The sequence below is a fragment of the Kitasatospora sp. NPDC002040 genome (genome assembly GCF_040296785.1).
Lineage (GTDB): Bacteria > Actinomycetota > Actinomycetes > Streptomycetales > Streptomycetaceae > Kitasatospora.
The window spans coordinates 78,346-95,496 of the sequence record NZ_JBEOXV010000017.1; the positions used below are offsets into that span (position 1 = coordinate 78,346).

Annotated in this window: 17 protein-coding genes; 9 read left to right on the forward strand and 8 right to left on the reverse strand. The window is 74.5% G+C overall.

Annotated elements, in window-relative coordinates; translation table 11 throughout:
• Positions 1 to 22 precede the first annotated feature (22 nt).
• The 4 genes from ABT118_RS27580 to ABT118_RS27595 all read left to right on the forward strand — a co-directional run bounded on the left by ABT118_RS27580 (position 23) and on the right by ABT118_RS27595 (position 4,095).
• The gene (locus tag ABT118_RS27580) at positions 23 to 268 is read left to right on the forward strand and encodes an acyl carrier protein (RefSeq protein WP_350674641.1); all 246 of its coding nucleotides are present in this window, start codon (positions 23 to 25) and stop codon (positions 266 to 268) included.
• Positions 265 to 1,530, forward strand: a complete 1,266-nt coding sequence (locus ABT118_RS27585) for a beta-ketoacyl-[acyl-carrier-protein] synthase family protein (RefSeq protein WP_350674644.1) — start codon at positions 265 to 267, stop codon at positions 1,528 to 1,530. Before ABT118_RS27580 ends, ABT118_RS27585 begins: the two co-directional genes overlap by 4 nt.
• A 49-nt stretch (positions 1,531 to 1,579) precedes the next feature.
• Complete coding sequence (locus tag ABT118_RS27590; protein WP_350674647.1) at positions 1,580 to 2,593, forward strand: SDR family oxidoreductase; 1,014 nt, start codon at positions 1,580 to 1,582, stop codon at positions 2,591 to 2,593.
• A 65-nt stretch (positions 2,594 to 2,658) separates the two neighbouring features.
• Positions 2,659 to 4,095, forward strand: coding sequence for an MFS transporter (locus tag ABT118_RS27595; protein WP_350674650.1), 1,437 nt, complete (start codon positions 2,659 to 2,661; stop codon positions 4,093 to 4,095).
• A gap of 2 nt (positions 4,096 to 4,097) precedes the next feature.
• On the opposite strand, the gene ABT118_RS27600 is transcribed toward ABT118_RS27595, so the two are convergent.
• Positions 4,098 to 4,763: an NAD(P)H-binding protein gene (locus ABT118_RS27600; protein WP_350674654.1), complete on the reverse strand. Its 666-nt coding sequence runs from the start codon at positions 4,761 to 4,763 to the stop codon at positions 4,098 to 4,100.
• A gap of 93 nt (positions 4,764 to 4,856) precedes the next feature.
• Positions 4,857 to 5,423, reverse strand: coding sequence for a DJ-1/PfpI family protein (locus ABT118_RS27605; RefSeq protein WP_350674657.1), 567 nt, complete (start codon positions 5,421 to 5,423; stop codon positions 4,857 to 4,859).
• A 169-nt stretch (positions 5,424 to 5,592) separates the two neighbouring features.
• Here ABT118_RS27605 and ABT118_RS27610 point away from each other — a divergent pair, with 169 nt between their 5' ends.
• Positions 5,593 to 6,387 carry a tyrosine-protein phosphatase gene (locus ABT118_RS27610; protein WP_350674661.1) on the forward strand — a complete coding sequence of 265 codons (795 nt, stop codon included), beginning with the start codon at positions 5,593 to 5,595 and terminating at the stop codon, positions 6,385 to 6,387.
• 27 nt (positions 6,388 to 6,414) lie between these two features.
• On the opposite strand, the gene ABT118_RS27615 is transcribed toward ABT118_RS27610, so the two are convergent.
• Entirely contained in the window at positions 6,415 to 7,209 is a 795-nt protein-coding gene (locus ABT118_RS27615; protein ID WP_350674664.1) for a VIT1/CCC1 transporter family protein, read from the reverse strand.
• Positions 7,210 to 7,429: 220 nt separating this feature from the next.
• On the opposite strand from ABT118_RS27615, the gene ABT118_RS27620 reads away from it, so the two are divergent.
• Entirely contained in the window at positions 7,430 to 8,539 is a 1,110-nt protein-coding gene (locus ABT118_RS27620) for a helix-turn-helix domain-containing protein (RefSeq protein WP_350674668.1), read from the forward strand.
• A 66-nt stretch (positions 8,540 to 8,605) separates the two neighbouring features.
• Here the strand turns inward: ABT118_RS27620 and ABT118_RS27625 are convergent, their stop codons facing one another.
• Positions 8,606 to 9,391, reverse strand: coding sequence for a S1 family peptidase (locus ABT118_RS27625; RefSeq protein WP_502884692.1), 786 nt, complete (start codon positions 9,389 to 9,391; stop codon positions 8,606 to 8,608).
• Positions 9,392 to 9,515: 124 nt separating this feature from the next.
• Here ABT118_RS27625 and ABT118_RS27630 point away from each other — a divergent pair, with 124 nt between their 5' ends.
• On the forward strand, positions 9,516 to 11,015 hold the full coding sequence (locus ABT118_RS27630; RefSeq protein WP_350674672.1) for an MFS transporter: 1,500 nt from the start codon (positions 9,516 to 9,518) through the stop codon (positions 11,013 to 11,015).
• A 35-nt stretch (positions 11,016 to 11,050) separates the two neighbouring features.
• On the opposite strand, the gene purB is transcribed toward ABT118_RS27630, so the two are convergent.
• The 4 genes from purB to ABT118_RS27650 all read right to left on the reverse strand — a co-directional run bounded on the left by purB (position 11,051) and on the right by ABT118_RS27650 (position 14,171).
• The gene (gene purB / locus ABT118_RS27635) at positions 11,051 to 12,490 is read right to left on the reverse strand and encodes an adenylosuccinate lyase (protein ID WP_350674675.1); all 1,440 of its coding nucleotides are present in this window, start codon (positions 12,488 to 12,490) and stop codon (positions 11,051 to 11,053) included.
• A 41-nt stretch (positions 12,491 to 12,531) separates the two neighbouring features.
• Positions 12,532 to 12,960, reverse strand: coding sequence for a MarR family winged helix-turn-helix transcriptional regulator (locus ABT118_RS27640; RefSeq protein WP_350674677.1), 429 nt, complete (start codon positions 12,958 to 12,960; stop codon positions 12,532 to 12,534).
• A gap of 72 nt (positions 12,961 to 13,032) precedes the next feature.
• Complete coding sequence (locus tag ABT118_RS27645; RefSeq protein WP_350674680.1) at positions 13,033 to 13,419, reverse strand: DUF3037 domain-containing protein; 387 nt, start codon at positions 13,417 to 13,419, stop codon at positions 13,033 to 13,035.
• Positions 13,416 to 14,171, reverse strand: a complete 756-nt coding sequence (locus ABT118_RS27650; protein ID WP_350674682.1) for a HipA family kinase — start codon at positions 14,169 to 14,171, stop codon at positions 13,416 to 13,418. Before ABT118_RS27650 ends, ABT118_RS27645 begins: the two co-directional genes overlap by 4 nt.
• Positions 14,172 to 14,276: 105 nt before the next feature.
• Here ABT118_RS27650 and ABT118_RS27655 point away from each other — a divergent pair, with 105 nt between their 5' ends.
• Together ABT118_RS27655 and ABT118_RS27660 are read left to right on the forward strand one after the other, a co-directional pair.
• On the forward strand, positions 14,277 to 15,635 hold the full coding sequence (locus ABT118_RS27655) for an NAD(P)/FAD-dependent oxidoreductase (protein WP_350674685.1): 1,359 nt from the start codon (positions 14,277 to 14,279) through the stop codon (positions 15,633 to 15,635).
• A 114-nt stretch (positions 15,636 to 15,749) separates the two neighbouring features.
• Positions 15,750 to 17,147 carry a glycoside hydrolase family 47 protein gene (locus tag ABT118_RS27660; RefSeq protein WP_350674687.1) on the forward strand — a complete coding sequence of 466 codons (1,398 nt, stop codon included), beginning with the start codon at positions 15,750 to 15,752 and terminating at the stop codon, positions 17,145 to 17,147.
• Positions 17,148 to 17,151 lie beyond the last annotated feature (4 nt).

Sequence of the window (17,151 nt, forward strand, 5' to 3'; positions counted from 1 at the left end):
AAGCCTGCTGAAAGGAACGGACATGCCCACTCGCGAGGAACTGGCCCTGGTGGTCAGATCCACCATCTCGGACGTACTCGGCACCGAGGTCGCCGAGGTCTCCGAACGCACCAGCCTGCTGGCCGACTACGGCATCGACAGCCTCGAACTGATGGAGATCGGCGCCCGGCTGGAACGCGCCCTGAGCCTGCGCATCGCGGTCGAGGACCTGACGGACGCCCGGGACGTCGGCCAGGCCATCGACCTGCTCACGGCCAGGTGCGTGTGACCACCCATCGGTCCACCACCCACCGGTCCACCGCCCACCCGTCCGGCGGCCACCGGGTCGCGGTCACCGGAATCGGCGTCAAGTGCCCGGCGGGCAACACCGTCGAGCAGGCCTTCGACACCGTCCTCAAGGCCCGCTCCACCGCAGCCCTGGTGGACCACCTGATCGACCACGACCTCCCGGTCCACTTCGCCTGCCTGGTCCCGCCGTTCGACGTCGAGGCCTACCTCTCCCGCCGGGAGCTCCGCCAGATCGACCGCGCCACCACGCTGCTCCTCTGCGCCGCCGACGACGCGCTCCGGGAGGCCCGGCTCCAGGGCCCGGCCGAGCGGATCGGCGTCCAGATCGGCACCGGCATCGGCGGGCTGCCCAGCATGGAGGCGGTCACCATCAGCCACGCCGACCACCCCCGGGACCTGCCGGTCCACACCGTGCCCCGCACCATGGCCAACTCGGCCGCCTCCCGGCTCGCCCTCCGCCACGGCTTCCAGGGCGCCTGCACCACCTACTCCTCCGCCTGCGCCAGCGGCACCACCGCGATCGGCGAGGCGGCCCGGAAGATCCGTCACGGCGAGCTCGACGCCGCGGTGGCGGGCGGCGTCGACTCCTCCGTCACCACCGTGATCGTCGGCTCCTTCGCCCGGATGCGGGCGATGTCCGTCCGCAACGCCGAACCCCACCTGGCCAGCCGCCCGTTCGACACCGACCGGGACGGGTTCGTGATGGGCGAGGGCGCGGCCGTCCTGGTCCTCGAACGCCTCGACCACGCCCGGGCCCGGGGGGCCGTGATCCACGGCGAGGTCGCCGGGTACGCCGACAACTGCGACGCCTTCCACATCGTCGCGCCCCGGGAGGAGGGCACCGTGGCCGCCCGCTGCATGCAACAGGCCATCGCCGACGCCGGGCTGACCCCGGCCGAGATCGGACACGTCAACGCGCACGGCACCTCCACCGTCCTCAACGACCGCGCCGAGGCCCGCGCGGTCGACCGCTGCTTCGCCGGCCAGCCACCCCCGCTGACCGCGGTCAAGGGCGTCACCGGCCACCTGATCGGCGGCTCGGGGGCGCTGGAGGCCGCACTGGCCCTGCTCTGCGCCGCCCGGGGCGTGGTGCCGCCGATCGCCAACCTGGCCACCAGCCCGGAGTCCGGCCTGGTCGACCTGGTCACCACCACCCGCAGCATCGGGCCCGCCCCGGTGCTCTCCAACTCCTTCGGCTTCGGCGGCCAGAACGCCTGCCTCGTCCTCACCCCCGGCCACTGACCCCGGCTGCTGACCCCCAGCTGCCGACCCTCGACCAGAAACCACCGCCATGCGAATCCTCCTGACCGGCGCCACCGGAGTGGTCGGCACCGAGGTGGCCCGGCTCCTGCGCACCACCGGCCACACCACCGTCCCGGTGGCCCGCCGCAACACCGGGCTCCCCTGGAACATCGGCACCGAACCGCCGCCCCCGGCCCTGGCCGGGCACTGGGACGTGATCGTCCACGCGGCCGCCACCACCCGCTGGACCCTCACCCGCGAGGAGGCCGCCACCGCCAACCTCGACCCGCTCCGCGCCGTGCTCGCCCTGGCCGACCGGGACACCCACCTGGTCCACGTCTCCACCGCCTACGTCGGCGGCACCCGCAACCCCGAGGACCTCCGCGGCGCCGAGTTCGAGGGCTACCGCAACGGCTACGAGTGGTCCAAGGCCCGCTCCGAGGACCTGGTCCGGGCCGAGCACCCGGGCCCGCTGACGGTGGTTCGGCCCCCGCTGGTGGTCGGCCGCCGCGACAACGGCGCCATCGCCCGCTTCTCCGGCCCGTACACGATCCTGCAGGCCCTGGTCTCCGGCCTGGCCGCGGTCGTGGTCGGCGACCCGCACGGCTACGCCGAGATCAGCCCGGTCGACCAGGTCGCCGCCGTGATCACCGCCGCCGCCCTCGCCGCTCCCCCGCCCTCGCCACGCACCGAGGTGATCGCGGCCGGCCCGGACTGCCTCACCCTGACCACCCTGCTGGACGTCATCTGCGACACCCTCAACTCCTACCGGACCGCCCACGGCGTCGACCCCGTCGAGCGCCCGCCGCTGGTCCCGGTCGAGAGCTGGAACCGCTTCTTCCTCCCGCTCGCCGACCAGTACCTCTCCCCGGTGCAGAGCCGGGCCGTGAAGCTGCTGGCCATGTTCCAGAGCTACACCAGCATGGCCGAGCCGTTCACCCCCACCCACCCCGTCCCCGACCCCGCCGCCGTCCTGGCCACCGCCGTCCACCACTGGGCCGCCAGCAAGCCACGCCTGGCCCTGGCCCGGCCGCACCCCTGGACCCTGCTCGCTCCGGCCTGAGCCGACCCGCCCCTGAGCCCGACCCGCCCTGCCGCCCGGCGCTCCCCTCCGGCTACCCTCCGTCCGTGCACAAAACAGCGAAGCAGAAGCAGATCCTCCTGGTCTGCCTGGCCGGCGGCTTCACCACCATGCTGGACAACTCCGTCCTCAACATCGCCGTCCCGGCGCTCCGCAGCACACTCGAAGCCGACCCCACCCAGGTCCAGTGGATCGTGGCCGGCTACTCCCTCGCGTTCGGCCTGGCCCTGATACCCGGCGGCCGCCTGGGCGACCTGCGCGGCCGCAAGCCCTTCTTCGTCGCCGGCATCGCCCTCTTCGTCGGCGCCGGCCTGCTCGCCGCCACCGCCCAGACCCCCTGGCTGCTGGTGGCGGTCCGGCTGCTCCAGGGCGCCGGTGCCGGGCTGGTCAACTCGCAGATGATCGGCACCCTGCAGGACGTCTTCACCGGCCCGGCCCGCACCCGGGCGCTCGGCCTGTACCAGGTGACCTGCGCCGTCGCGATCGCCCTCGGCCCGCCGCTGGGCGGCGCGCTGATCGCCCTGGCCGGCCCCGAGTGGGGCTGGCGGCTGGCCTTCCTGATCAGCGTCCCCTCCGGCCTGGCCACCCTGCTGCTGGCGATCCGTCACCTCCCGGCCCCCACCCGCGGCGCGCCCACCGGCACCCGCACCACCCTGGACCTGTTCGGGCTGCTGCTCACCGCCGCCCTGACCGTCACCGTGATGCTGCCCTTCGTCCAGCCGGCCACCACCGCCACCAAGCTCGCCCTGGCGGCCGGCGCGGTCGCGCTCACCGCCGCCCTGATCGCCTGGCAGCGCCACTACGCCGCCACCGGCCGCAAGCCGCTGATCCACCCCGCGCTGGGCCGCTCCCCCCAGTACGTGCTCGGCACCCTCACCGCGATGGGCCAGTTCGCCGCCTCGCTCGCCTCGGCCCTGGTGCTGGTGATGTTCCTGCAGGACGGGCTCGGCCTCTCCCCGCTGGCCGCCGCGGCCGTCACCCTCCCCGCCGCCCTCGCGATGGCGGCGGTCTCCAACCTCGCCTGGCGGGCCGTCCGGCGCTTCGGCGACCGGATCGTCCCGATCGGTCTCGTCCTCGCGCTCGCGGCACTGCTGCTCAGCGGCCTCGCCGCGCTCCGCGCGCCGTCCGCCGTGCTCCCGCTGCTGCTCGCCGTCGGCCAGCTCTGCTCGGGGGCGGCCTCCGGTCTGATCGTCTCCCCCAACCAGGCCCAGGTGCTGCGGCACGCGCCGCCGGAGGCGGCCGGGGTCGCGGGCGGCATCCTGCAGATGTCCCAGCGGATAGCGGCCGCGGTCGGCATCTCGGCCATTTCCGGCATCTACCTCAACAGCCGCGCCGGGACGCCGCAGACGGCCTACTTCCACGCCATGCTCGCCTGCGCGGCCGTGGTGGCCCTCGCGCTCGTCCTCGCCGTGCTGACCAACCGCGGTGGCCGGGCCGTCCCGGCCGCCGCGCCGGAACCGGCGCCCCAGCGGCAGCGCAGCTGACCTCAGCCCACCGCCAGCGCCACCCGGACCGCGTCCGCCACCGGCTCCGCACCCGCCGTCAGCTCCAGCGTCCGCCCGGCCGACGCGGGCGCGTCCAGCAACTCCCGCAGCACCAGCGCGACATCCTCCCGGGGCACCGGCGCCAGTGGGAGCGCGGGCACCGCGAGCCGGACGAACCCGCTGCCGGGCTCGTCCAGCAGCGGGCCGGGGCGCAGCACCGTCCAGCCGATCGAACGCGCCTTCAGGTCCTCCTCGGCCGCGCCCTTGGCCCGCAGGTAGTCGGTGAACTCCGGCTCCATGCCGGGCGCCCCGGCCTTCTCGATCCCCATCGTGCTGATCATCAAGTACCTGGGGACACCGGCCAGTTCGGCCGCGTCCGCGAGCAGCGCCGCCGCCCCCCGGTCGACCGAGTCCTTCCGGCTGCTCCCGCTGCCGGGCCCGGCGCCGGCCGCGAAGACCACCGCGTCGGCCCCGCTCAGGCCCCCGGCCAGGTCCTCCAGCGAGACCGTCTCCAGGTCGCAGACCACGCCCCTGGCACCGGCCTTGGCCAGATCGCCGATCTGCCCGGCCGAGCGGATCAGCCCGACCACCGAATCCCCCCGCTCGGCGAGCAGCCGCTCAAGCCGAAGCGCGATCTTGCCGTGCCCACCAGCGATCACCACATGCATGCCCTGACGCTAACCCCGACCCCGGCGCCGCACCACCGCGCCACGCGCCGGGGCGGCGGCCGGATCGTCCCGGCCGCCGCCCCTGACCCGCCGTCAGTCGACCGGCGCCTTCTCCCGCAGCACCGCCACGAAGGCCCGCATCCACCCGGGGTGGTCCGGCCAGGCCCGGGCGGAGACCAGCAGGCCGTCGACCACCGCGTCGCCGTCCTCGTACGTCGCTCCGCCCGCCAGCACGTCCGGCTCCAGCGCGGGGTACGCGGCCGTCCGACGGCCCGTCAGCGCCCCGCCCGGCAGGGTGATCAGCGGGCCGTGGCAGATCTGCGCGACCGGCTTGTCCGCCTCGAAGAAGTGCGCCACGATCCGCTGCACCTCGGGGTCGTTGCGCAGGTACTCGGGTGCCCGGCCGCCCGGGAGCACCAGCGCCACGTACTCGGCCGGGTCGACGTCGGCGAACGCCACGTCGGCCGGCCAGGTGTAGCCCGCCTTCTCGGTGTACGTGTCGAAGCCCGGCACGAAGTCGTGCACCACGAACTGCAGGGTCTTCTTCGTGGGCGCGGCCACCACCACCTCGTACCCCTCCTCCAGCAGGCGCTGGTAGGGGTAGAGCACCTCCAGCGACTCCGCCGCGTCCCCCGTGACGATCAGAATCCTCGCCGCCATCCCGAACCCTCCCTCGACTCCTGAACCGACTGCCTCCCCGTACCCTCTCCTCCGTCCCGTACCTCCGGCAACGGACTCCACCGGTCACGCCCTCCCCATGCTTCCGTGCGCCCCCGCGCGTAACCTCGACCCCGAGGCCGCCAGCACGCCCCCCGGAGGACAGCCCGCCATGCCGCACTCGCTCCCCGTCGAAGCCGCCACCGTCGCCAATCTCCGCGACCTCGGCGGCGTACCGCTCCCGGGCGGACGGACCGTCAGGTCCGGGCTGGCGTTCCGGTCCGGGCAGTTGGACCGGCTCGACCCGGCCGCCGACCCGGCCTTCGCCGCCCTCGGCGTCCGGACCGTGGTGGACCTGCGCACCGAGCGGGAGCGCACCGCCCGCCCCGACCGCGTCCCGCCCGCCGCCGCCCTGGTGGTGGCGGACGTGCTGGCCGACGCGATGAGCGCCGGCGCCGCGTCCAAGCTCGGCACCGTGACGACCGATCCGCTCGCCGCCAACCGCCTGCTCGGCGACGGCCGGGCCGAGCTGGCGCTGATCGCGGACTACCGCGCCTTCGTCACCAGCGGCTCCGGCCGAGCCGCGTACCGCACCCTGCTCACCGCCCTCGCCCGGCCCGCCGACGGGCCGCTGCTGTTCCACTGCACGGCGGGCAAGGACCGCACCGGCTGGGGTGCCGCGCTGCTGCTGCTCCTGCTCGGCGCCGACCGGGCCACGGTCGAGGAGGACTACCTGGCGGTGAACCCGGCCGTCCGGGCCGCCTTCGCCCCGGTGGTCGCCGCGTTCACCGCGGCGGGCGGCGACCCGGAGATCACCGAGGCGCTGCTCACCGTCCGCCCGTCCTACCTCGCCGCCGCGCTGGAGACCCTGACCGAGGGCTGGGGCGATCCCGAGACGTACGCCCGCACCGCCCTCGGCCTGGACGACGCCGTCCTGACCGCCCTGCGCGAGCGGTTCACCGCCTGAGCCCGGGCCCGCCCCTCCCCGCGCACCTCACAGCACCGAGCTCCCCGCCACCGCGCCGAGCCCGTAGGTGACCGCCGAGGCGACCGCGACGATCAGCAGCTGACGCCCCGCCAGCCGCAGCACCCCCCGCCCGGAGCCGTACCCGAGCGCGCCTCCGACCAGCAACGACGCGGCGGCCGTGAGCAGCACCGACGCCGTCACCGCCGCGCTGCCGTCCGCGAAGAACCAGGGCAGCAGCGGCAGCAGCGCCCCGAGCGCGAACAGCAGCAGCGAGGAGACCGCCGCCACCACCGGCGAACCGGCGTCGCCCGCGCTGACCCCGAACAGGATCCGGGTGCTGGTCGCCGAGGCCTCCCGGCCCGAGGTCACCACGCCCCGGCTGGCCCGGACGGCGGTCTCCCGGTCCAGGCCGCGTTCGCGCAGGCTCTTCGTCAGCTGGGCCAGCACCACCGGTGGCGACAGCTGCCAGGCCTGGTGCAGCGATCGCTCCATGCCCTGGGCCACCTCCGCCTGGCTGCGCACCGAGACCCACTCGCCGGCCGCCATCGACAGCGCCCCCGCGACCAGGCTGGCCAGCCCGGAGAGCCGGACCGTACCGGCGTCCACCGAGGCGCCCGCGACGCCGAGGATCAGGCAGAGGTTGGTCACCAGGCCGTCGTTGACCCCGAGCACGGCCGCCCGGATGCCGCCGCCCGCGACCCGCTCGGCCGTGGTCCGCAGCCCGGCCAGCTCCGCCTCCGCCGCCGCGTCCTGCTCGGCGGAGCGCTGCTCCGGCTGCCAGTGCGGAGCCAGCACCGCCCAGTCCGGACCCGGTACGTCCATCTGCGAACACCGTCCTCTCGCGTCCCTCGCAGCGTACGGCGAACCGGCCCTGACGGACCGTCGGCTCCCCGGGTCGGTTTGACGTTCGCGGCATCCCGGGGATACCTGTCCATGACAAATCTGTGCGAGGCTCGCCTGGCCGTCCACCCCAAGGACGCCCCATGGACTCCCCATGACTTCCCCATGGACACCCCCACTGGACGCCCCCGCTGGAGGTCCCGTGCCCCTCGACCTGCACCTGTCCGGCTCGGCCCGCTCGGACTTCGGCGCCCGGCTGCGGCACTGGCGCCTGCTCCGCGGCCTCAGCCAGGCCGAGCTCGGCCGCCGTCTCGGCTACGACGACTCGCACATCAGCCGGGTGGAGAACACCCGCCGCTGGCCACCGGCCGGCATGGCCGAGCGGCTCGACGAACTCCTGGACACCGCAGGGGAGTTGTCCCGGCTCTGGCCGGGCGTCGAGCGCGAGCGCCGCCGCCTGGCCCGGTACGGCCGCCCACCCGGCACCACCCCGGGCGCCGACACCCTGGAGCAGCTCCTGCTGGCCTACCGCACCGCCGCCCGCGCGGTCGGCGGCCACGCCCTGGTCGAGGTGCTGGAGCACCACGCCCGGCTGGCGGCCCGTCAGCAGCGCACCGCCCCCTCGGCCGAACGCGCCCGGCTCGGCTCGCTCGCCGCCCGCTACGCCGAACTCGCGGGCTGGGCCCGGTTCGACCGGCTGGAGTACGGCCGCGCACTGGCCTGGTACGACTGCGGCCGGGAGTGGGCCGCGGCGGCCGGCGACCGGCCGGCGGTGGCGCTGCTGCTGGCCCGGCAGAGCGCGGTGCACTGGGCCTGCGGCCACTCGGCGGCCGCGATCGGCGCCGCCCGGGCCTCGTTCGACCAGGCGGTCCGGACCGACCGCCCGGCCGCCCAGGCCCGCGCCGCACTGGCCCGGGCCCGGGGGCACGCGCTGGCGGCCGACGGCCGGGAGACCGGGCGGGCGCTGGACCAGGCCGCCCTGCTCACCGCGGCCGAGCCCACCCCCGAGGCCCGCACCCTGCTGCTGCTGGCGCACGGCACCTGCCACCGCGACCTGGCCGTCCGGACCGGCCGCCGCGCCCACGCCCGGCTGGCCGGCACCGGGCTGGACGAGGCACTCGCCCGGCTGCCGCTGGAGCAGCAGCACTACCGCGCCCTGGTGACGGCCCGGCTGGCCGGCGCGCACGTCTGGGCCGGCCGCCCGGAGGCGGCCGCCACCGCGCTGGCCCGGGTCCCGGCAGCCGAGGGACGGGTGGCGCTGGAGCGCCGCCAGTCCGAGCGCTGGCTGGCCGGCTACCGGTCCCGGGCATGACGGGCGGCCCCTCCGCCACCGTGCCGGAGGGGCCGCCGCCGAGCCCGCGTCAGGACGTCCAGGGCGTCAGAGCGTCGCGGCCGCCGCCGTGATCGCCGCGGCGTAGGTGCTCACCTGGGTGTACACGCCCGGCTTGCCGGGACGCGCGCAGCCCTCGCCCCAGCTGGTGATGCCGACCTGGATCCAGTTGTTCGCGGAGTCCCGGCGGAACATCGGGCCGCCGGAGTCGCCCTGACAGGTGTCCACGCCGCCGCTGGCCAGGTTGCCCGCGCAGAGCGAGGCGCCGGTGACCAGCCCGGGGTAGGCCGAGGCGCAGCTGGCATCGCTGACGAACGGGACCGCCGCCTTGAGCAGGTACCGCTGCTGGCCGCCGCCCTCGCTGGCCGCGCCCCAGCCCGCCACCGTGAAGGTGCCGCTGTCGTAGGCGGTGCTGCCCGCGATCGGCAGGGTGGCGACGGCGCTGCTGCTGACCGGCGAGGCGAGCTTGATCAGGGCCCAGTCCTTGCCGTTCTCGGCGCCGGTGAAGCCGGGGGCCCGGTAGACCTTGGTGGACTTGATCTTTATCGCGCTGCTGCTGTTCAGGTCCACCACCCCGACGGTGGCGGTGATGCTGGTGGTGTTCCCGCTGGCGCCGACACAGTGCGCGGCGGTCAGCACGATCTGCTTGGTGAGCAGCGCACCGCCGCAGCCCATCGAGAGCCGCACCATGAACGGGAACTCGCCCTGGGCGGCCCGGGTGCCGCCGACCACGCCCGGGGTGGCCTCCCCGGCCTGGGCGGGCAGCACCATGGTGCCGCTCGCCAGCAGGGCGCTCGCGGCGAGCGTGGTCCACCGTGCCAAGTGACGCTTCATCAGGTTCCTCCGAAGTGGGGGTCGGGAGGGCCCCAGCTTCGTTGGCGGGACACCGTCAGCGGCAGAGGTGGGAACCTGCCACCGGGAACTGGCAGAAGGCCCCGCGGGGGCGGAGGATCAGGGCGTGGACACCGAGAACCCGGTCGAGCTCAGGCTCGGCACCGCCCGAGGCCGCTGGGTGCTGGCCGCCACCGCGCTCGGCTCCGGCATGGCGATGCTGGACGGCACGGTGGTCAACGTCGCCCTGCCGAGCATCGGCGCCGACCTGGGCGCCTCGATGGCCGCGCTCCAGTGGACCGTCAACGCCTACCTGCTCACCCTGGCCGGGCTGATCCTGCTCGGCGGCTCGCTCGGCGACCGCTACGGCCGCCGCCTGGTCTTCCTGATCGGCGTCGCCTGGTTCGCCCTCGCCTCGGCCCTGTGCGCCTTCGCCCCGAACGTCGAGCTGCTGATCGCCGCGCGCGCCCTCCAGGGCATCGGCGGCGCCCTGCTGACGCCCGGTTCGCTCGCCATGCTGCAGGCGTCCTTCCACCCGGACGACCGCTCCGGCGCGGTCGGCGTCTGGTCCGGGCTGGGCGGCGTCGGCGCGGCGGCCGGCCCCTTCCTCGGCGGCTGGCTGGTGGACGGGCCCGGCTGGCGCTGGGTCTTCCTGCTCAACCTACCGCTGGCGGCCCTGGTCCTGGCGGTGACGGTCCGTCATGTCCCGGAGAGCAGGGACGAGCAGGCCGCCGGCCGGTTCGACGTCCGCGGCGCGGTGCTGGCCGCGCTCGCCCTGGCCGGCGTGACGTACGCGCTGACCGAGGGCCTGCACGGCCTCTCCCTGCTGGCCGGGGCCGCCGGGCTGCTCGCCGGGGCGGCCTTCGTGGTCGCGGAGCGGCGCAGCCCGGAGCCGATGATGCCGCTCACGCTCTTCTCGTCCCGGCTGTTCTCCGCCGTCAACCTGGTCACGCTCTGCGTGTACGGCGCGTTCGGCGGGATCTTCCTGCTGCTGATGGTGCAGCTCCAGACCGTGTCCGGCTTCAGCCCGCTGACCTCGGGGCTGGCCCTGCTGCCGATCACCCTGCTGATGCTGGCCTTCTCCGGCCGGGCCGGACGGCTCGGGCATCTGACGGGCCCTCGGCTGCCGCTCTTCCTCGGCCCGCTGATCTGCGCGGGTGGCGTCCTGCTGCTGCTCCGGATCGGCCCCGCCGCGTCCTACTGGACCGATGTGCTGCCCGCCGTGGTGGTGCTCGGCTCCGGCATGACGCTGCTGGTCGCCCCGCTCACCGCCACCGTGCTGGCCGCCGTGGACGTCCGGCACGCGGGCATCGCCAGCGGTGTCAACAACGCCGCCGCCCGAGCGGCCGGCCTGCTCGCGGTGGCCGCCCTGCCCGCGCTGTCCGGTCTCACCGGCGACGCGTACCAGGTGCCCGCCGAGGTCGACTCGGCGTTCCGGATCTCGATGCTGATCTGCGCGGGCCTGCTGGCGGCGGGCGGCCTGCTCGCCCTGGCGACCGTGCGCAGCGACGCGCTGGCCCCCGAGCGGCCCGTCGCCGAGCCGTCCTGCGAGTGGTACTGCGACAGCACCACCCCGCCGATCGAGCCCCGCCGCGGCTCCGGGAACGGCGACGCCGGCCCCGGGTGACCGCCCCGGGACCGGCGTGCTTCGAGCTCTTCGGACTAGAGGATGTCGCCCGGCGCGTACTTGGCGGCGGCCGGGTGGGCCGCCGCGACGGCCTCGATCCGGCGGACCACCTCGGCGACCTGGGCACCGGCCGCGCCGGTGAAGGAGAGCCGGTCGGCGAGCAGCGCGTCCAGCCCGGCCCGGTCGAGCGGGATCCGCTCGTCGGCGGCCAGCTTGTCCAGCAGCGCGTTCTCCCGGGCACCCTCGCGCATCGCGAGTGCGGAGGCGACGGCGTGCTCCTTGATCACCTCGTGCGCGGTCTCCCGGCCGACGCCCGCCCGCACCGCGCCCATCAGCACCTTGGTGGTGGCCAGGAACGGCAGGTAGCGGTCCAGCTCGGTCTCGATCACGGCCGGGAAGGCGCCGAACTCGTCGAGCACGGTCAGGAAGGTCTCCAGCAGGCCGTCGAAGGCGAAGAACGCGTCCGGCAGCGCGACCCGGCGCACCACCGAGCAGGAGACGTCGCCCTCGTTCCACTGGTCGCCGCCGAGCTCGGCGGTCATCGAGGCGTAGCCGCGCAGGATCACGGCCAGCCCGTTGACGCGCTCGCACGACCGGGTGTTCATCTTGTGCGGCATCGCCGAGGAGCCGACCTGACCGGCCTTGAAGCCCTCGGTCACCAGCTCGTGACCGGCCATCAGGCGGATCGTCTTGGCCAGGCTGGACGGCGCGGCGGAGAGCTGCACCAGGGCGGTGGTGACCTCGAAGTCCAGCGAGCGCGGGTAGACCTGGCCGACGCTGGTGAAGACGTTCTCGAAGCCGAGGTGACCGGCCACCCGCTGCTCCAGCTCGGCCAGCTTGGCGGCGTCACCGCCGAGCAGGTCGAGCATGTCCTGGGCGGTGCCGACCGGGCCCTTGATCCCGCGCAGCGGGTACCGGGCGATCAGCTCCTCCAGCCGCGCGAAGGCGACCAGCAGCTCGTCGGCGACGGTCGCGAAGCGCTTGCCGAGCGTGGTGGCCTGGGCGGCGACGTTGTGCGAACGGCCGGCCATCACCAGCTCGCCGTACTGCGCGGACAGCTTGCCGAGCCGGACCAGCACAGCCACCGTACGGTCCCGGACGTGCTCCAGGGACTGCCGGATCTGCAGCTGCTCGACGTTCTCGGTGAGGTCCCGGGAGGTCATGCCCTTGTGGATCTGCTCGTGACCGGCGAGCTCGCTGAACTCCTCGATCCGGGCCTTGACGTCGTGCCGGGTGATCCGCTCACGGGCGGCGATCGAGCCGAGGTCGACCTGGTCGATCACCCGCTCGTAGTCGGCCACGGCACCGGCCGGCACCTCGATGCCGAGGTCCTGCTGTGCCTTCAGGACGGCGAGCCACAGGTGGCGCTCGAGGACCACCTTGTGCTCGGGGGACCACAGCTGGGCCAGGGTCGCCGAGGCGTACCGGGAGGCCAGGACATTGGGGATCTGGGGCTTCGCGCTCACGCTTCGCAAGCCTAACAGTCCAGGTCAGCCCCGACCGCAGCGGGCTCGCGCTAGGCGAGGAGCAGCGGCAGGACCTGCTTGCACAGGCCGTCCAGGGCCACCCGCTGCTCGGCGCTCAGGGAGCCGAAGGCGCGGTGCGCGCGGGACATGTCGTCGCGGACCTGGTCCAGTACCGCGCGGCCCTGACCGGTGATCGTCACGATCTTCACCCGGCGGTCGCCCGGGGCGGGCTCGCGGTGGGCCAGGCCGAGGCCTTCGAGGCGGTCGACGATGCCGGTGACGTTCGAGGCGTCGCAGCCGAGCCGGCCGGCCAGCGCGCGCATCGGCACCGGCTCCTGCACCGCCTTGAGCGCCTTGGCCTGGGAGGAGCTCAGCCCGTGCCGGGCGGCGGCGGCCGCGAAGTCCTGGAAGTAGGCGGTGCCGACGGCGGCGACTGCTTCCATCAGGTCGGCCGTGGAGGGAGCGGTGGTGGTGCCCATGTGGGTCAGGGTACGCACAGGTGCTTCAGTTCCTCCAGTTTCGACCTTGTCAAGGGTCTCCCGGCCACCGCTTCAGAGCACCAGCTGCTCGAACAGCCGCCGCAGCTCGGCCTCCGGATCGGCGGTCAGCCCCGTGTGCACCGGGCCCGGCTGGACCACCGCGCTGCGCGGCGCGGTCAGCCAGCGGAACCGCTGCCCGGGGCTGTCCCCGGCCGCCGGCCCGGCCGCCGGGCCACCGGCGCAGACCGCCTCGATCCCGGACAGCGCCCGCCGCACCCCGGCCACGTCCGCCACCGGGTCCAGCGCCAGCAGCCTGGCCTGGTCCAGGTGCGTCCTGGCCTCCAGGTGGGCGTTCTGGCGGCAGTACAGCAGCACCCCGATGTTGATGCACTCGCCGCGCTCGACCCGGGGCACCGCCCGGATCACCGCGTACTCGTAGTCGTGCAGCCCCTCGCTCACGCCGCCACCTCCGGGAGCCAGTCGCGCGGTCCGGCCAGCCGGGCCGTCAGCTGCTCCAGGTACGCCGCCCGGACGGCCGCCGGGCCGTCGAATCCCGGCTCCTCGGTCAGCCACTCGTCCGGGATCGCCGCCACCGCCTTCGCCAGCGCCGCCCCGGCGAGCGGGGCCAGCTCGGCGTCGGCCGCCTTCAGGTCCGGCTCGGCGCGCAGCAGCGCGTGGTCGCCGGCGTCGTACGGCCTGGTCACCCAGTTCGCCGCGCCGGGCCAGTGGTGGTGGAAGATCAGGCTGGCGCCGTGGTCGATCAGCCGCAGCCCGCCGGTGCCGACCAGCAGGTTGGGGTTGCGCCAGGACCGGTCGACGTTGCCGATCAGCGCGTCGAACCAGAGCACCCGCCCGGCCAGTCGGGGATCGACGTCGAAGCAGAGCGGGTCGAAGTTGAGCGCCCCGCTGACGAACGCCATCCCGAGGTTCACCCCGCCGCTGGCCCGGATCTGGTCCTGGATCTGCACCTCGGGCTCGCTCCTGGCCAGCACCGGGTCCAGGTCCAGCCGGACCAGCTCCGGCACCGGCAGCCCGAGCCCGCGCCCCAGCTCCCCCGCCAACACCTCGGCGACCAGCGCCTTCCGCCCCTGGGCCGCGCCGGACCACTTGAGCACGTACAGCCGATGGTCGTCGGCCTCGACCAGGCCCGGCATCGAGCCGCCTTCTCTGAGTGGCGTCACATAGCGGACCGCCGTCACCTCTTGGAGCACCCCTCCACCCTAGGGCCTGTCCGGTGGCAGACCGTCACACCCCGTGCAAGGGTGGCGAACAGGTGTCCTGGTACGGCTCGGACCAGCACAGGTAAGGGATGGACGATGGCACGACCTCGAATCCTGATCGTCGGCGGCGGTTTCGCCGGTCTGGAGTGCGCGCGCCGACTGGAGCGCAAGCTCGCCCCCTCCGAGGCGGAGATCACCCTGGTCACGCCGTTCAACTACCAGCTCTACCTGCCGCTGCTGCCGCACGTCGCCGCCGGGGTGCTCACCCCGCAGTCGGTGGCGTGCTCGCTGCGCCGCACCCTGCGCCGGACCCACATCCTGCCGGGCGGCGCGATCGGGGTGGACCCGCGCTCGAAGGTCTGCGTGGTCCGCAAGATCACCGACGAGGTGGTGGCGGAGAAGTACGACCAGCTGGTGCTCGCCCCCGGCAGCGTGACCCGGACCTTCGACATCCCCGGCCTGACCGACTACGCCCGCGGGATGAAGACGCTGGCCGAGGCGACCTACGTCCGCGACCACGTGATCGCCCAACTCGACCTCGCCTCGGCCACCTTGGACCAGCACGAGCGGGAGTCCCGGCTCCAGTTCGTGGTGGTCGGCGGTGGCTACGCGGGCACCGAGACGGCGGCCTGCCTGCAGCGGCTGACCACGGCCGCGAGCAAGCGCTACCCCCGGCTGGACCCGCGCCTGATCAAGTGGCACCTGATCGACATCGCCCCCAAGCTGATGCCCGAACTGGGCGACAAGCTCGGCACCACCGCGCTGCAGGTGCTCCGGGCCCGGGGCGTGGAGGTCTCGCTCGGCGTCTCGGTGGCCGAAGTGGGCGCCGAGACGGTCAAGTTCACCGACGGCCGGGTGCTGCCCAGCCGGACCCTGATCTGGACCGCGGGCGTGGCGGCCAGCCCGTTGATCGGCACCCTGGACGCGGAGACGGTCCGGGGCCGGGTGGCGGTGACGGCCGAGATGCGGATCCCGCAGTTCGACGGCGTCTTCGCGCTCGGCGACGCGGCGGCCGTGCCCGACCTGGCCAAGGGCGACGGCGCGGTCTGCCCGCCGACCGCCCAGCACTCGGCCCGGCAGGGCAAGGCGGTGGCCGACAACGTGGTGGCCGCGCTGCGCAACCATCCGCTGGAGCCGTACTACCACAAGGACCTCGGCCTGGTGGTGGACCTCGGCGGCAAGGACGCCGTCTCCAAGCCGCTCGGCATCGAACTCAAGGGCGTACCCGCCCAGTTGGTGGCCCGCGGCTACCACATCATGGCGATGCGGACCAACGCCGCCAAGTTCCGGGTCGGCGCCAACTGGGTGCTGAACGCGACCGCCGGCGACGACTTCGTCCGGACCGGCTTCCTGGCCCGGCAGCCCGCCCGGCTGCGCGACTTCGAGTACACCGACGCCTATCTGACCAAGGAGCAGGTCCGCGAGCACGCCCAGGCGCTGCTGGCAAAGGGGTGAGACCCACCCGCCCGGACGTACCGGCGCTCCCACCCTGACCTGGGCGGGAGCGCCGACACGCGGGCGGCCGCACCTCCCCGGCCGGGCCCGGCGGCGGCGTTAGCGTCCGGCTTCATGCACGCCCTCCCGCTCCCCCGCCGCCGCACCGTGCTCGGCGCGGCCGCCGCGGCCGCCGCGCTCACCGCCGCCGGACGGCCCGCCACCGCCGCCGAGCTTCCTCCCGACGCCGTCGTCGCCGCCGAGGTGAAGGCGGAGTTCCTGCACGGCTGGGAGGGGTACAAGCGGGCGGCCTGGGGTTACGACGAGGTGCGGCCGGTCTCGGGCGGACGGCACGACTTCTTCGCCCCGGGGCACACCTTCGGGCTCTCCGTGGTCGAGGCGCTGGACACCCTGTGGCTGATGGAGCTGGACGAGGAGGTGGCCCGGTCGGCCGACTGGATCGAGGCCCACCTCGACCCGGTGGTGGACGCCGAGGTGCAGGTCTTCGAGGCGGTCATCCGGCTGGTCGGCGGCCTGCTGGCCGGCTACCTGTGCACCGGACGGCCCCGACTGCTGGAGCGCTGCCGGGAGTTGACCGACCGGCTGCTGCCCGCCTTCACCAAGTCCCCCACCGGCCTGCCGTACCGCCACGTCAACCTGCGCACCGGCGCGGTCTCCGGGAAGGTCGGCCCGCTGGCCGAACTGGGCAGCAACCTGGTCGAGTTCGGCCTGCTGTCCCGGCTCACCGGGGACAACACGTACTGGACCGCCGCCCGGCAGGCGTACTGGGAGATCTACCACCGCCGCTCCTCGCTCGGCCTGCTCGGCACCTCGATCGACGTCGAGACCGGCCGCTGGGCGGACACCACCTCCTGCGCGCCCAATCCGCCGGTGGACTCCTACTACGAGTACCTGTGGACCGGCTGGCAGCTGTTCGGCCTGGACGAACTCCGGGACCAGTACCGGACCTTGACCGATGCGGTGCTGCGCCACCAGAGCGAGCGCAGCGGCGGGCAGCTCCGGTTCCGCCAGGTCGGGTACGCGGACGGCGCCACCCGCGGCCGGGAGCAGTCCGAACTCGGCTCCTTCTACGCCGGGTTGCTCGCCAAGGGCGGTGACCTGGCGGCCGCCCGGGAGTACCACCGGAACTGGACCGCCGAACTCGACCGGCACCCCGTGCTGCCGGAGGTGGTCGACTTCGCCACCGGCCAGGTCCGCAACCCGCGCAACGACCTCCGGCCGGAGTACGCGAACTCCTGCTACGACCTGTGGACGGTCACCGGGGAGAGCGGGTTCAAGGCGGACGCCCACCGCTGGTTCCAGGGGATGAAGAGCGCACTCCGCGTCCCGGGCGGCTACACCGTCGCCGAGGACGTCACCACCGGCCGGCTCGGCGACCTGACCCCGGGCTACTGGTTCGCCGAGAACTCCAAGTACCTCTACCTGATGTTCGCGGCGGCGCCGCGCTTCGACCAGCGCACCGGTCTGCTGTCGACCGAGGGCAAGCTCCTGCGCGGCGCCGTCCGTCCCTGAGGCG

Excerpts from the sequence above, each read along its gene's own strand:
- ABT118_RS27580 (WP_350674641.1), top strand. The coding sequence starts at position 23 with ATGCCCACTCGCGAGGAACTGGCCCTGGTGGTCAGATCCACCATCTCG.
- ABT118_RS27600 (WP_350674654.1), bottom strand. The coding sequence starts at position 4,763 with ATGCATGTGGTGATCGCTGGTGGGCACGGCAAGATCGCGCTTCGGCTT.
- ABT118_RS27655 (WP_350674685.1), top strand. The coding sequence starts at position 14,277 with ATGGCACGACCTCGAATCCTGATCGTCGGCGGCGGTTTCGCCGGTCTG.
- ABT118_RS27605 (WP_350674657.1), bottom strand. The coding sequence starts at position 5,423 with ATGGCGGCGAGGATTCTGATCGTCACGGGGGACGCGGCGGAGTCGCTG.
- ABT118_RS27660 (WP_350674687.1), top strand. The coding sequence starts at position 15,750 with ATGCACGCCCTCCCGCTCCCCCGCCGCCGCACCGTGCTCGGCGCGGCC.
- ABT118_RS27625 (WP_502884692.1), bottom strand. The coding sequence starts at position 9,391 with ATGAAGCGTCACTTGGCACGGTGGACCACGCTCGCCGCGAGCGCCCTG.
- ABT118_RS27640 (WP_350674677.1), bottom strand. The coding sequence starts at position 12,960 with ATGGGCACCACCACCGCTCCCTCCACGGCCGACCTGATGGAAGCAGTC.
- ABT118_RS27615 (WP_350674664.1), bottom strand. The coding sequence starts at position 7,209 with ATGGACGTACCGGGTCCGGACTGGGCGGTGCTGGCTCCGCACTGGCAG.
- ABT118_RS27610 (WP_350674661.1), top strand. The coding sequence starts at position 5,593 with ATGCCGCACTCGCTCCCCGTCGAAGCCGCCACCGTCGCCAATCTCCGC.
- ABT118_RS27590 (WP_350674647.1), top strand. The coding sequence starts at position 1,580 with ATGCGAATCCTCCTGACCGGCGCCACCGGAGTGGTCGGCACCGAGGTG.